Genomic DNA, 14,510 nt, shown 5'->3' on the forward strand with positions numbered 1-14,510 from the left:
AAATGGCACGTAAACAATTAACTGAGCGCCAGCAAGAAATCTTTGATTTTGTTAAAAATCATATCTCAACGACTGGTATGCCCCCAACGCGTGTGGAAATTGCACGTGAAATCGGTTTTAAATCGCCTAATGCGGCAGAAGAACATTTAAAAGCCTTAGCACGTAAAGGCTATATTGAGATGCTTTCAGGTACATCTCGCGGTATTCGTATCTTAGTGAATGATGAAGAAGCGGCAAATGAAGACAGCTTGCCGTTAGTTGGTCGCGTAGCAGCAGGTACGCCAATTGAGGCAATCGAACACATTGAAGATCACTATCCTGTCAGTGGGACTATGTTTAACCCAACAGCGGATTATCTGCTTCGTGTAAACGGCAATTCAATGGAAAATATCGGCATTTTAGATGGCGATTTATTAGCCGTGCACAAAACGAAAGTCGCCAAAAATGGGCAGGTAGTTGTTGCTCGTGTGGACGATGAAGTAACCGTTAAACGTCTGGAGAAAAAAGGTAATTTAATCTATCTTCATCCTGAAAATGATGAGTTAGAATCGATTGTCGTTGATCCGCGTTTTGAATATATTGAGATTGAAGGCATTGCCGTAGGGGTAATTCGTAGTAACGCTTGGATGTAATTTCCCCCTAATATTTCTGATAAAATGAATTTAGCTAAATTTCCTGTTTCTGAAGCTGAACTATTAGCCAATGCCCATTGGTTAGCTGGTTTTCGATTAGGTGAAATTGCTGAAATGTTAAACATACCTGTGCCGAAAGATTTAAAGCACGATAAAGGGTGGGTTGGGCAGCTGATTGAAACGGCTCTCGGGGCAAAAGCGGGTTCGAAAGCTGAACAAGATTTTGCTCATTTAGGCATAGAACTCAAAACGCTCCCGATTAACGAGCAAGGTGAACCGTTAGAAACAACGTTTGTAAGCCTTGCCCCGCTAGTGCAAAATAATGGCATCACCTGGCAAAGCTCGCACGTTCGACATAAATTGCAAAAAGTATTGTGGATGCCCATAGAAGGGAGTCGTCAGATTCCGCTTGCAGAACGGCATATTGGGCAACCGATTCTGTGGCAACCCTCTTTAGAGCAAGAGAGACAACTCCAACGAGATTGGGAAGAGTTGATGGAGCTGATAGTATTAGGGCAGTTACATCAAATTAATGCTACATTGGGAGAAGTGCTACAGCTTCGTCCTAAAGGCAGAAATAGCAAGGCACTTGCCAATGCGGTAAATGAACAAGGGCAGCCAATCCAATCCTTGCCTCTAGCCTTTTATTTAAGAAAGCAATTTACTCGACAGATCTTGCAGAAATTTCTGCTGACAAGTTAATGGTGTTTGCATATTAAGAAGGGGAGTTCCCCGCATCATGTAGCCCTTGTATAAAGCCATATTTATTGTAGGGGCGGGGTTTATCCCCGCCCAAAATCATACAAATATATATAAAGGATGAGAATCCCCCCATGCAAATAGCAATAATTACTACGTTGGAAAAATATAACGATGAGATAAAATTCATTTAAAGATAAATTATGTTACTGATTGATTTAAAAGACAAAGTACTCTCTCAAGAAGAAGTCGAGTTACTCGAACATCCTTTCGTCTCGGGTGTAATTTTGTTTAGCCGAAATTTTTACGATAAACCGCAAATTCAGGCATTAATTAAAGAAATTCGCCAACGTGTAAAAAAGCCACTGCTGATTACTGTTGATCAAGAAGGCGGGCGAGTACAGCGTTTCCGTGAGGCGTTTACATCGCTACCCGCAATGCAATCTTTTGCTCAGCTTGCTCAAAATGAACAAGAGGCAAAACAGCTTGCTTATGAAACAGGTTGGGTAATGGCGAGTGAAATGTTTGCCTTAGATATTGATTTAAGTTTTGCCCCAGTGTTGGATTTAGGACATCAAAGTCAGGCAATTGGTGATCGTGCTTTTTCGCAACATCTCCATGAATTACTACCGCTTGCTGAATGCTTTATTGATGGAATGAGAGCCGTTGGAATGGCAACGACAGGTAAACATTTTCCAGGACACGGACATGTTTTAGCCGACTCTCATGTAGAAACTCCCTTTGATGATCGTCCGAAAGCAGTGATTTTTGAGCAAGATATTCAGCCATTTAAACAGCTGATTGCGAAAAATAAACTCTCTGCGATTATGCCCGCTCACGTGATTTATACTCAATGTGATAGCCAACCTGCTAGCGGTTCAAGTTATTGGTTAAAAGAGATTTTACGCCAACAATTGAGTTTTAATGGCGTGATTTTCTCTGACGATTTAGGCATGAAAGGGGCGGGATTTATGGGTAATGTTGTTGAGCGTGCAGAAAAAGCGATTCGTGCTGGTTGCGATTTGTTACTGCTTTGTAATGAACCTGAAGGTGTGGTGCAGGTGTTGGATCATTTAAACTATCAGCCTACTCAAGCACAAAAAGAACGCCATCTAAGTTTGATGAAACGCAAATATATCAACTGGTCTGATTTAGAGAAAAATCGTGACTATTTACAAGCCTCCGCACGTTTGAGCAAATGGCAACAAAAATGGCTAGAATGGAAGGCACTCAATCATTGATGATGAAATTAAATTGCCAACACTTTAATCAACAGCAATGCCGTTCTTGCCAATGGCTGGAAAAGGATTTATCTGAGCAAATTTTCCTAAAAGAAGAAGCACTCAAGCGGTTGATTTCACCTTTTATTTTGCAAAATCAGACGGAAATTCTACCGCCTGTAATGTCAGAGATTTCACACTTTCGAAATAAAGCCAAAATGGTGGTAAGTGGTCGTGTAGAACGCCCGATTTTAGGCTTGCTAAAAGATCAGAACGATTCACAAAGTGGCGTGGATTTAACTGACTGCCCTTTGTATGCTAAAGGAATTGAAACACTTTTCCCAATGTTAAAAGATTTTATCGGTCGAGCGGGATTAGTGCCTTATAACATTGCAAAGAAAAAAGGCGAGCTGAAATATATCCTCATTACGCAAAGCCAGGCTAATCAATCGGTTATGTTGCGTTTTGTGCTTCGCTCAACGCAAAAACAACCGCTTGTAGAGCGGGAATTCCCCGCATTATTAGCGAAACTACCTGCAAATTCAGTGGTGAGTTTAAATATCCAACCGCAACACGCTGCGATTTTAGAAGGCGAAACGGAAATTTTCCTGACAGAGCAGACGACAATTGAAGAAAATTTTAACGGCATTCCGCTCTTTATTCGTCCGCAAGGTTTCTTTCAAACCAACCCGCTTGTGGCAAGCCAATTGTATAAGACAGCTCAAGAATGGGTAAAAGATTTGCCTATTCAGCACTGTTGGGATCTGTTTTGTGGCGTGGGAGGGTTTGGATTACATTGTGTCAACGCATTGCAAGCAAAAAATCCAAGCGTTTCACTGACAGGTATTGAAATTTCTGCATCCGCCATTGCGAGTGCCACCAAATCGGCTGAAAAATTAGGGCTGAACAACATCACGTTTGCCTCACTTGACTCGGCTCAATTTGCGATTCATTCGAGTGAAACACAAAACCGCCCCGATTTAGTCATTGTTAATCCGCCAAGAAGAGGGATTGGCAAAGCATTGAGTGAATATTTAAACGAGCTTGCTCCGCCATATTTAATTTATTCCAGCTGTAACGCTCAAACCATGGCAAAAGATTTTGAGGTATTCACGAATTATTCATTATGTAAGGTACAACTCTTTGATATGTTTCCGCATACGGCACATTATGAGGTACTCACGTTATTAGTTAAAAAATAGGATTTTTTCTCACTCTTTTTTGGTAGGCTTACCGAAAAGAGGGAAAAGTTGCTATAATATTGCCGATTTATAGTATTAGATCAAATTAGTAGCAAATAAAATGAAACTAAATCATCTTTTTGCAAGACAAATTCAGCAAATCTCTTTACTATATCCCTATTCTTTTTTCATTATTTCAATTAGAGGAATATCAACAATGGCTAAAATTGTAAAAGTAATTGGTCGTGAAATCATCGACTCTCGTGGTAACCCAACAGTTGAAGCGGAAGTTCATCTTGAAGGTGGCTTCGTTGGTCTTGCAGCAGCTCCATCTGGTGCATCAACAGGTTCTCGCGAAGCATTAGAATTACGTGATGGCGATAAATCACGTTTCTTAGGTAAAGGCGTATTAAAAGCGGTTTCAGCAGTAAACAATGAAATTGCAAACGCTATCGTTGGTAAAGAGGGTTCTGCACAAGCTGAAATCGACCAAATTATGATCGACTTAGATGGTACAGAAAACAAATCTAAATTTGGTGCAAACGCAATCTTAGCTGTTTCATTAGCAACGGCTAAAGCAGCAGCAGCATCTAAAGGTTTACCACTTTACGCTTACATTGCGGAATTAAATGGCACACCTGGCGTATATTCAATGCCATTACCAATGATGAATATCATCAACGGCGGTGAACACGCAGATAACAACGTGGACATCCAAGAATTTATGATTCAACCAGTCGGTGCGAAAACATTACGTGAAGCATTACGCATCGGTGCTGAAGTATTCCACAATCTTGCGAAAGTATTAAAATCTAAAGGTTTAAATACTGCAGTGGGTGATGAAGGTGGTTTCGCTCCAAACTTAGCTTCTAACGCAGACGCTTTAGCATGTATCAAAGAAGCAGTAGAAAAAGCAGGTTATGTGTTAGGTAAAGATGTTACTTTAGCAATGGACTGTGCATCTTCTGAGTTCTACAACAAAGAAACGGGCAACTACGAGTTAAAAGGCGAAGGCAAAACTTTCACTTCTCAAGAGTTCACTCACTACCTTGAAGGCTTAACCAAAGAGTATCCAATCGTTTCTATTGAAGACGGTCAAGATGAATCAGACTGGGAAGGTTTCGCATACCAAACTCAAGTATTAGGTGACAAAATCCAATTAGTGGGTGATGACTTATTCGTAACTAATACTAAAATCTTAAAAGAAGGTATCGAAAAAGGTATCGCAAACTCCATCTTAATCAAATTCAACCAAATCGGTTCATTAACTGAAACGTTAGCCGCAATCAAAATGGCGAAAGATGCAGGTTACACCGCAGTTATCTCACACCGTTCTGGTGAAACGGAAGATGCAACTATCGCAGACTTAGCGGTGGGTACAGCAGCAGGTCAAATCAAAACAGGTTCAATGAGCCGTTCAGACCGTATTGCGAAATACAACCAATTAATCCGTATTGAAGAAGCATTAGAACGTGCAGGTACTCCAGCACCATTCTTAGGTTTAAAAGCGGTGAAAGGTCAAGCATAATTCAGACTTTGATTAAAGCGGATTAGCTTTATAAGAATGCCACAGATTTCTGTGGCATTTTTTCTATCTTTTTTTGCTATGGTAAGGAAAACAAAATGTTATATTCCATATTAACTGATCAAATATTATTAGGAGAAGGCTATCGTAATGGGGCTCACTCCACCCAACAGGAATATTTAGTCGTTATGTTTGAAGATGATGGCGAAACAGGCTATTTCTATGCAATGGATTTACACCAAGCCGAGCAACCGATTGTTGATAGTTTGTTCGTCTACAACGTGAGTGATATTGAGCAAAATAGCCTAAAAGAACCACGCCGATTAGAAATCTGTTGGTCTGAAGATGGCTATCAAGCCTTTTTATTGCTTAATGGCTACCCGCACGCCGTGTTTGATTTCCAGCAATTGGTTGGCTACAACCATACAAAATTCCCGCAACCAGATTTAAGCAGTATGTGGGTGCATAAAGAAACAACTCATGAGCTTGTTAAGTCGTGGTTAGGATAAGTCTTTATGGTTGTTCCTGTAGGGGCGGGGGTTATGCAAAAATCATCTTGTACAGCGATGACATAATACTGAATTTATGGAGGTTTTAGCCCTCCTTTTGTTTTATTTTTATGCTATAATAATCGGTGTCTATCTATGAATAGGTTAATTTACATACTTTGTATGTAATGTTATGTAAATATGTTTTTTTGTTTATCGGAAAAATGTATTATAACCAACACGGTTATCTTATTTATTAGATCATCAATGTGTCCAACGAAGGAGAATATAAACCCACCTCTATATTATTTTGAATATGAGAGATGTTGCTTATGTTCCCCTTTTTTCATTATATACCACATATAAAAGGAAAAAATGAATGAATAAAGTCTTTAAAGTGATATGGAATCACGCAACCCAAACGTGGGTCGCAGTGAGCGAATTCTCTAAAGCAAAGGGAAAAACAAAATCTAAAACATTAACCACCATCTCTCTTGCGGTAGGTTCTGCGTTAGTTTCGGGTAACTCTTTAGCCGCAACGGCAACACTTACACCGATTAAAGTTGCTGCATCTAGTACAGCAGGAATTGCGATTACAAATGATAATATTGCATCTGTTACAGCACAAGCTGAAGGTAGTGCAGCACCTAAAAATGTAATTGTTATTGGTGATCACAAAACACGATCTTATGATGGTTCTATTATGATCGGCTATGATTTTACTGCATTTGGTTATACTTCTAGTGCAGGTCAAAACGGTATGGCAGGGGATACTATTGTTGGGAACCATGTTCGAGTGGGAGGAGGTGCTAGTTCGAAGGACTCCTTTGGTTCATCATTTGGTTATGGTACACAAATCTCTGGTCCATCTGTTTCGATTGGGGTTGGTGCAAGAGCGGATACGTTGAATGCAAATGGATGGAATGCAATGACAGCAGGCTCTGTTGCTATTGGTAACTTTGCACTTTCTGGTGGAAATATCAATGGCAGTATTGGTATTGGTGCAATAGCAGGTGCTGATCAACATAATTCAGTGGCTTTAGGCGGATTGTCTGGTGCAATGTCTTTATTCTCAGATCGTGATTTAAGAGCAGAAAGAGGAGAAAAAGGGCATACAAATCATGCTAAAAATTATGATATTAATGAAAACAAAGCAGTGGCAACCCAAGCACAACAAGGTGGTAATGCCGGAAGCCAATTCATATCTATTGGTTATAAAGCCGGTGCACGTGATTCTGATTCTATTGCTTTAGGGGTAAATGCTACAACTGCACGAAATATAAGACAGCCTATTGCAGGAAAAGAAGCAATCTCAGGGCAATTTAGTACTAAATCAAGTAATGCAGCAATTGCTGTGGGTAATAATGCCGCAGCAATTAAAAACGGCAGTATTGCTCTAGGACAGAATGCGTTTGCAGGTGGTTATACAGAGCAAGATAAACTAGCTCTAGAATATGAGAAAGTACGCTTAGAGGAACTACTAACAAAGGCTCAAACTCGAAAAACAGAAGCGCAAAATGAGGTTACAGCAGATCCAACAGCCGAAAACAAATTCGCTTTAGCAAGTATCAATTCTGCTATTGAGCGTATTGCTCTTGCTTTACAGAGAATCAAAAACGACTTAACTCATGCTGCTGCAAATAATACGGAAACAACAAGTGCTATTGCAGTGGGTAATGAAGCTCGTGCGAATTCGACTAATGCAATTGCATTGGGTTATCAGGCAAAAGCCAGTGGTGTAGACTCCATTTCTGTTGGTCATGGCAATAACGTTACAGGTAACTACTCTGGTGCATTTGGTGATCCAAATACCGTGACAGGTCATCACTCTTATGCGTTTGGTAACAACAATACCGTAAAAGCAGACCAAACATTTGTGTTGGGTAATAAAGTGACTGTTCAAGCCCAAAATGGTGACAGTTACACTGGTGCAGTGGTATTAGGTGATAACAGCACTGTGCCAACAGAGGTAAAAAAGGTTAATTCTGCGAAAATTGGTGCAAAAGACGGTAGCAAACTCGTTTATAGTGGCTTCGCGGGTAATTTAGGAGGATCGGATACTGAAGGTAATCCATCAAAAGCTGCTGTAGATAAACAAGGTCGTTTTGTTTCTATTGGTTCTGCTAATAATGAACGTCAACTTAAATTTGTTGCCGCAGGTGAAATTTCTTCTACTTCTACTGATGCGATTAACGGTTCTCAACTTTATGCCTTCAGTGGTGTAGTAAATAATCTTGCAACATCAGCTGCAACCATTATCGGTGGCGGTGCGACTTTAAACCAAAATGGTACGCTTGAGAACTTTAGCCACCCGTTAAAAACAACTGGTTTAGCTGATACAGCTACATATACCAAACCAGCTGATGCAACCAATGTTGCAACGGCTATTAATAACCTAAATGATTATGTGAATGCAGGCTGGAAAATTGCTCAAGGTGATGATGCAGCTGCGAAAGCACGCATTAGCCCTGATGAACAAGTGAACTTTAAAGCAGATGGTTTAGCAACTGTTTCTGTTGCAGCAAATGGCACGGGTGCAAATGTTACTTATACTGTAACAAAAGGGGAATTTAAAGACGATACAACTGACGGCACGATTTCTGCGAAAACAGATAAAGGTGATAAAGCTGCAACCGTAGAGGATGTGTCAAATGCTATCAACCGTGCTTATTGGAAAGCGAAAGCGGCAGGGAATGGTGCAGATGGTAATAAAATTACTAACGACACCCCTGACCAAGTTACAGCTGGTACGGAAGTAACCTTTGAAGCAGGTAAAAACCTAACGGTAGATCACAAAACTGCTAAAACATTTACCTTTGCGACAGTAGATACGCCGAATTTCAAAGGGGTGGAATTAGTTAATGCAAATACTGCCGATGATAAAAAATTAACCTTAACACCAACCAATGAAGGTGATTTAAAACTTAATAAAGGCACAACCAATGCAACAGCAAAAATCACGAATGTGGTGAGTGGGTTAGCTAAATTTGATGTGAATAATCCTTTAGTAAATGGTACTCTCGAAGAATTAACGATGAGCCAAGACGATGCTTATTCAGGTTTAACCAATCTTGCAGATAAAAGTGTAGCAAATGAGACTGCTGCAACAGTAGGCGATTTACGTGGTATGGGCTGGGTAGTTTCATCAAATAAAACTACAGGTAGATTAGGAACAGAATATACTGCTCAAGTAAAAAATGCGAATGAAGTTAAATTTGTTGGTACAGGTGCAGCGGTTGTTTCAGGCAAAACAGATGATAATACACGTACTATCACGGTAGATGTTGCGAAAGGCGAATTAGTAAATGCGACGACAGATGCCCTAACAGGCAACGCTGTAAATGCAAACCGTGGCAAAGTGACGGTGAAAAATGGCGATGCTGATAAAGTGGCTACCGTGAAAAATGTCGCGGATGCGATTAACAGTGCAGGAACTGTGATTAAAGCTGCTAATGAACATGATACGGCGATTACCGATAATGACGAAACCAAAAATGATGCTGGCGAAGTAGTCAAAGCGGGTGATGCTGTTACCTATACAGCAGGTAAAAACTTACGCGTTAAACGTGATGCTCATAACCTTACTTTTGCTTTAGCGAATGATATTACGGTAAATAGTGCGAATGTAAGCACGAAATTAACCATTGGTAACACCAACCCAGTGGGTTTAACAAGTGATGCGAAAGGTTTACATTTGTCCACAACAGAAGGCACAAATACCAACGCCCCTGTTTATTTGAATGGTATTAAATCTACGTTACAAGATACGCTTGTTGGTGCACCAGCTACAAACGTAGTAAAAACAAGCATTACGCCTGAAGAAAAAGCACGAGCAGCAAGTCTTCAAGACGTATTAAATAGCGGTTGGAATATTCGTGGTAAAAAACAAGCGACGGATGCTACTGTAGCGAATGTGGATTTTGTTCGCACGTACGACACGGTTGATTTTATTAGTGGCGATGAAAACACCACCGAAGTGACAGTTAATACTCAAGATAACAAACGCACTGAAGTAAGCATCAAAGCGAAAACAGGTGAAACTGAAGTAGTAACTGCTGCAGATGCGAATAAAAAAGCGGGTCAAGTGAAAGCCAAAGCAAATGCAGGCACAACCACAACCACTGACCAAGGCAGTAACTTAGCAACGGTAAATGCAGTAGCAAATGCAGTGAATAGTGCTTATTGGACAGCTAAAGCGGCAGGAAATGGTGCAGATGGTAATCAAATTACTAACGACAAGTCTGACCAAGTTACAGCTGGCACGGAAGTGACCTTTGAAGCAGGTAAAAATCTTGCAGTTACTCATACAACTAATAAGTTTGAATTTAAAACTAAAGATGATGTTGAGTTTACGAGCGTACAAATTGGTACAGATGGCCCTAAATTAACGAAAGGCGATGGAAACACATTAAAAGTATCTGCTGCAGATGGTACTGCTCCAGTAAAAATTACTAACGTTGCAGAGGGCGATAGTGATAACGATGCGGTAAATTATAAACAACTTCAAGAGGTTAAAGCCGCAACAGATAACACCATCAAATTGACTGCTAGCAGTAATGTAAAAGGTACAGCAGTCAAAAATGAATCGGAAACATTAGATCAAAAACTGAGCAAAACAGGTGGGGTTAACTTCAAACTTGTCTCAACAGATGATGGTTTGCTTTCTGTAAAAGCAGAAGGCGATACAGTCACCTTCACGCCAAACGAAGGCAAAGTTGAGGTAATAGATGGCAAAGCGGAAGAAGGAATAAGCAGAACTGGTTTAGTTGAAGCAAACGCATTAGCTGAAACCTTAAATAAATTAGGTTGGAAAACAAACGTAACGCAAACAAATGTAACTACAGGTGCAACAGAGACAGTAACTAAAGTGGTTACCCCAGGCACGCAAGTGAACTATGTTGATGGTAACGGAACAACAGCGAATGTGATTAAAAACACCGTTGGTGGCAAAGAGGTTGTTTCAGTCTCTTACGATGTAAAAGCGGGTGCGAATACAATCGCATTCAAGAAAAATGGTGACGAACTAGTAAAAGTTGGAGATAAATACTACAAAGTTGCAGATGTGGTAGATGGTAAACCAATTAAAAATGCAGTAGCGGTAGATACAGCTGACATTGCTACAGCAGATGATAGAACACCATATGAAAACGCATTAAATGGTTTAGTGAATTTAACTTCATCTGTTCAATCTAATGCAATGACAGTGGCAGATGCAGCGAGAATGGGGTGGATTGTATCAACTTCAGCGAATGACTACTCTGCAAATGTAACCAATACGAAAGAAGTGAACTTTGTTGGTTTAGGTGCTGTTGATGTAAGCGGTTCAAATGTAGGTGAAATTCGCAATATCAATGTTTCTGTTGATTTACCTGTGGATTACACAGAAACCACTATCACAGAAAACGGTCAAGAAGTTGATGTAGTGAAACTTTCTGATGGAAAATGGTATAAAGTTTCTGACTTAGATGATCAGGGCACGCTGAAAGCTGGTGCTGTTGCAGTGAATACAAAAGCGACACCAATTTCGAAAAAAGGTGCGGTGTTATCTGATGCAAGTTCTTCATGGAATACCAATCCATACAAAGCAAAAGAATATACTTACGATGATGCTAACCAAACAGTAACGCCAAAAACGTACGCAGAATTATTAGCAGCAGATCCTAACTTTAATAAAGATGAAATTAAAGAAGGCGAAAATGGTGTTAAATTAAATAACGTAGGTTGGGCAGAAGCACCAGATCAAGCGGTCAATTTAGATCAATTGAATCAAACGGTTTATAAATCTGGTTTCTATGTGAAACAAAACGGGGTTGATACAAAAGGCACGAACTCAGCAGACGATTCTGCAACTGAGAAAGTAACGCCTGAAGATGTTGTAAACTTTGTAAACGGCAAAAATACCGTATTAAAAGCAACAACAACACGTAATGCTCAAACAGGTCAAGATACCACGAATGTAACAGTTGACGTTGATTTACCAGTGGTTTATACCGACGCAGAAGGTAAGAAAGTTGTTAAAGTGGGTGATAAATATTACTACGCTGACAATGTTGAAAACGGTAAACTCAAAGATGGCGTTGATGCTGACAATGATGCGGTAACAAACGTAGTGGCTTCAATGAATAATGTTGCATCTAACGATAATACTGCAGGTAATAATGTTGTATTACGTAATGTTGCAGAAGGCACAGAAACGCTTGTCTTTGATAAAGAAGGCAACCAGTTAGTTGAAATTGGTGGCAAGTTCTATGACACGGCAGATATTGATGACCAAGGTTTACCTAAAGCAAATGCTGAGGAAAAAACACCGTTAAAAGACACTGATACGGATGCCGATACTTATGCAAAAGCGGCGAGTGGTTTAGCGGATTTAGCTGGTTCAGACCAAACTAACGCCCTTACAGTTGCGGATGCAGGTAAATTAGGCTGGGTCATGAGTGCAGGGGGTAATTCAACTGCGGTACAAAATGCGGATGAAGTTATCTTTAATGCGAAAGATGGCGTGAATATTACCTCTAATTTTGATGCGAATAGCGGTAAATACAACGTTGATTTTGGTCTTAAAGTCGATAAAGATGCGGATAACATTTTAAATGTCACTGAAGATGGTGTATCGGTCTTAAAAGGCGAGCTAGAAGCCGCGGCAACAACGGGCACAACACGTGGTAAAGTGACCGTGAAAGATGCCGAGCAAACAGGTGATAATCAAGTTGCGACAGTAAACAATGTAGCGGATGCGATTAACAGTGCGAAATGGTTTGCCAAAGCGGAAAATCTAGAAGAAGCGTTAACAGACCGAACTCAAAAAGACACAGATGAGGAAGCGGCAGCGATAGGTGCAGGTGATTTAATTGCCTTAAAAGCGGATAAAAACTTAGCGGTGAAACGCGAGGGTACAAACTTCACTTATGGTTTAGCGAAAGACATCGAAGTGGATAGTGTGACTGCGAACAACCGAGTACAAATTGGTTCAGATGAGAAAGCAGTAAATCTAACGACAGATTCAGGTGCCTTAAGCGTTGCAGGTAAAGGTGGCAATGCAACTCAAATCACGAACGTGAAAGCGGGTGCTGAAGTGGTCACATTCGATAAAGATGGCAACCAAATTGTTAAAAAAGGCGACAAATATGTCACTTTAGATGATGCGGGTAATCCAACAAATATTGAAGCAACACCAGCGACAGAAGAAGAGTTAGCGAAATTAGACCCACGTCAAAAAGCACTTGCAGGCTTAGCTGATTTATATGGTTCAAAAGGAACGAATGCGTTAACGGTTGAGGATGCAAGAAATCTAGGTTGGGTAGTGAGTGCAGGAGACCATTCTGCAGCGGTAACCAATACAGATGAAGTGGTCTTTGAAGGCACTAATGGCGTAGATGTGAGTGCGAAATCTGAAAATGGCGTACACACAATCACCGTGGGCATTGCTCAAGGTAAAGTTGCAGGTAACACAACGACAGGTGTTGCAACAGGCGATAAAAACTACGTAACAGGTGACCAAGTAGCGAAAGCGATTAATGAGTCAGGCTGGAAAACGAACGTAACGCAAACAAATGCAACCACAAATCAACCAGAGACAGTAACTAAAGTGGTGACCCCAGGCACGCAAGTGAACTACGTGAATGGTTCAGGCACAAATGCGAATGTTGTAGCGAACTCAACAACCGGCGGTTTAGATGTAACCTTTGATGTGAAATCGGCTAACACAGATACATTAACTGTGGGTAAAGATGGCGTTAAAGTGAATACAGGTAAAATCACAGCTGCAGATAGCAATGCAACTATTACTATCACAAATGCAGATGGTTCAACATCGACAATCGCTAACGCTGAACGTGGTAAAGTCACTGTGGCAAAAGATGAAGCTAACAAAGTAGCGACTGTACAAAATGTAGCGGATGCGATTAACAGTGCGAAATGGTTTGCGAATGCGGCTAACTTAGATACTGCGATGACAGACCGCTCAGAGAAAGGAGCAGAATCACAAGCGATTGGCGCAGGTGATACAGTGACTTTCCAAGCAGATAAAAACTTAGCAGTGAAACGCGATGGTACAAGCTTCACTTATGGTTTAGCGAAAGACATCGAAGTTGACAGTGTGACAGCGAACAACCGAGTACAAATTGGCTCAGGTGATACAGCAGTAAATCTAACGGTGGATATGCAGGATGCGGAGGATTCAGGTGTATTAAAAGTTGCAGGTAAAGATGGCAATGCAACCCGAATCACGAACGTAGACGCTGGTGCGTACACGATGGAATTCAACAAAGATGGTGACCAATTAGTTCAAGTTGGAGATAAATACTATGTTGTTGACCCAGAAACAGGTGTTGCAGACTTCACAAAAGAAAGCACATTGGCGACAGAAGAAGAGTTAGATGAATTAGTAAAAGCAAAACCAGAGTTGAAATCGTATGTAGCATATGTGAAAGCGGCATCAGGTTTAGCGGATTTAGAGAACTCACACGAAACCAATGCGTTAACTGTTGCGGATGCGAAAAGATTAGGCTGGGTAGTATCAGCAGGTGATTATGCAGCAAACGTAACGAATGCAAATGAAGTACGTTTCAATGGTTCAAATGGTATCTCTGTAACAGGTGAAACAGATGAACATGGCGTGCGTAATATCAATGTAAGCATTGCTCAAGGTAAAGTTGAAGGTAACACAACAACGGGTGTTGCAACAGGCGATAAAAACTACGTAACAGGTGACCAAGTAGCGAAAGCGATTAATGAGTCAGGCTGGAAAATTACGTAGATGGCAA

General features: G+C 40.6%; 7 protein-coding genes. All 7 read left to right on the top strand.

Features of this window, described 5'->3' with window-relative positions:
• Positions 1-2 precede the first annotated feature (2 nt).
• The 7 genes from lexA to B0185_RS08810 all read left to right on the top strand — a co-directional run bounded on the left by lexA (position 3) and on the right by B0185_RS08810 (position 14,503).
• Complete coding sequence (gene lexA, locus B0185_RS08780; RefSeq protein WP_005706552.1) at positions 3-632, top strand: transcriptional repressor LexA; 630 nt, start codon at positions 3-5, stop codon at positions 630-632.
• A 24-nt stretch (positions 633-656) separates the two neighbouring features.
• The gene (gene mutH / locus B0185_RS08785; RefSeq protein ID WP_005706512.1) at positions 657-1,334 is read left to right on the top strand and encodes a DNA mismatch repair endonuclease MutH; all 678 of its coding nucleotides are present in this window, start codon (positions 657-659) and stop codon (positions 1,332-1,334) included.
• Between the two features lie 200 nt (positions 1,335-1,534).
• Positions 1,535-2,572, top strand: coding sequence for a beta-N-acetylhexosaminidase (gene nagZ / locus B0185_RS08790; RefSeq protein WP_005706513.1), 1,038 nt, complete (start codon positions 1,535-1,537; stop codon positions 2,570-2,572).
• Positions 2,573-2,574: 2 nt separating this feature from the next.
• Entirely contained in the window at positions 2,575-3,753 is a 1,179-nt protein-coding gene (rlmC, locus tag B0185_RS08795; RefSeq protein WP_039863241.1) for a 23S rRNA (uracil(747)-C(5))-methyltransferase RlmC, read from the top strand.
• Positions 3,754-3,949: 196 nt separating this feature from the next.
• Entirely contained in the window at positions 3,950-5,260 is a 1,311-nt protein-coding gene (gene eno, locus B0185_RS08800; RefSeq protein ID WP_005706543.1) for a phosphopyruvate hydratase, read from the top strand.
• A 95-nt stretch (positions 5,261-5,355) separates the two neighbouring features.
• Positions 5,356-5,766, top strand: coding sequence for a DUF2251 domain-containing protein (locus tag B0185_RS08805; protein ID WP_005706564.1), 411 nt, complete (start codon positions 5,356-5,358; stop codon positions 5,764-5,766).
• 358 nt (positions 5,767-6,124) lie between these two features.
• A complete protein-coding gene (locus B0185_RS08810) occupies positions 6,125-14,503 on the top strand; it encodes an ESPR-type extended signal peptide-containing protein (protein ID WP_005706515.1) in 8,379 nt (2,792 codons plus the stop codon).
• Positions 14,504-14,510 lie beyond the last annotated feature (7 nt).

This window comes from Haemophilus parahaemolyticus, from assembly GCF_002015035.1.
Classification (GTDB): domain Bacteria; phylum Pseudomonadota; class Gammaproteobacteria; order Enterobacterales; family Pasteurellaceae; genus Haemophilus_A; species Haemophilus_A parahaemolyticus.

What these genes read in the sequence shown, in the direction of transcription:
- eno (WP_005706543.1), top strand. Translation starts at nt 3,950, where the DNA reads ATGGCTAAAATTGTAAAAGTAATTGGTCGTGAAATCATCGACTCTCGT.
- B0185_RS08805 (WP_005706564.1), top strand. Translation starts at nt 5,356, where the DNA reads ATGTTATATTCCATATTAACTGATCAAATATTATTAGGAGAAGGCTAT.
- mutH (WP_005706512.1), top strand. Translation starts at nt 657, where the DNA reads ATGAATTTAGCTAAATTTCCTGTTTCTGAAGCTGAACTATTAGCCAAT.
- rlmC (WP_039863241.1), top strand. Translation starts at nt 2,575, where the DNA reads ATGAAATTAAATTGCCAACACTTTAATCAACAGCAATGCCGTTCTTGC.
- B0185_RS08810 (WP_005706515.1), top strand. Translation starts at nt 6,125, where the DNA reads ATGAATAAAGTCTTTAAAGTGATATGGAATCACGCAACCCAAACGTGG.
- nagZ (WP_005706513.1), top strand. Translation starts at nt 1,535, where the DNA reads ATGTTACTGATTGATTTAAAAGACAAAGTACTCTCTCAAGAAGAAGTC.
- lexA (WP_005706552.1), top strand. Translation starts at nt 3, where the DNA reads ATGGCACGTAAACAATTAACTGAGCGCCAGCAAGAAATCTTTGATTTT.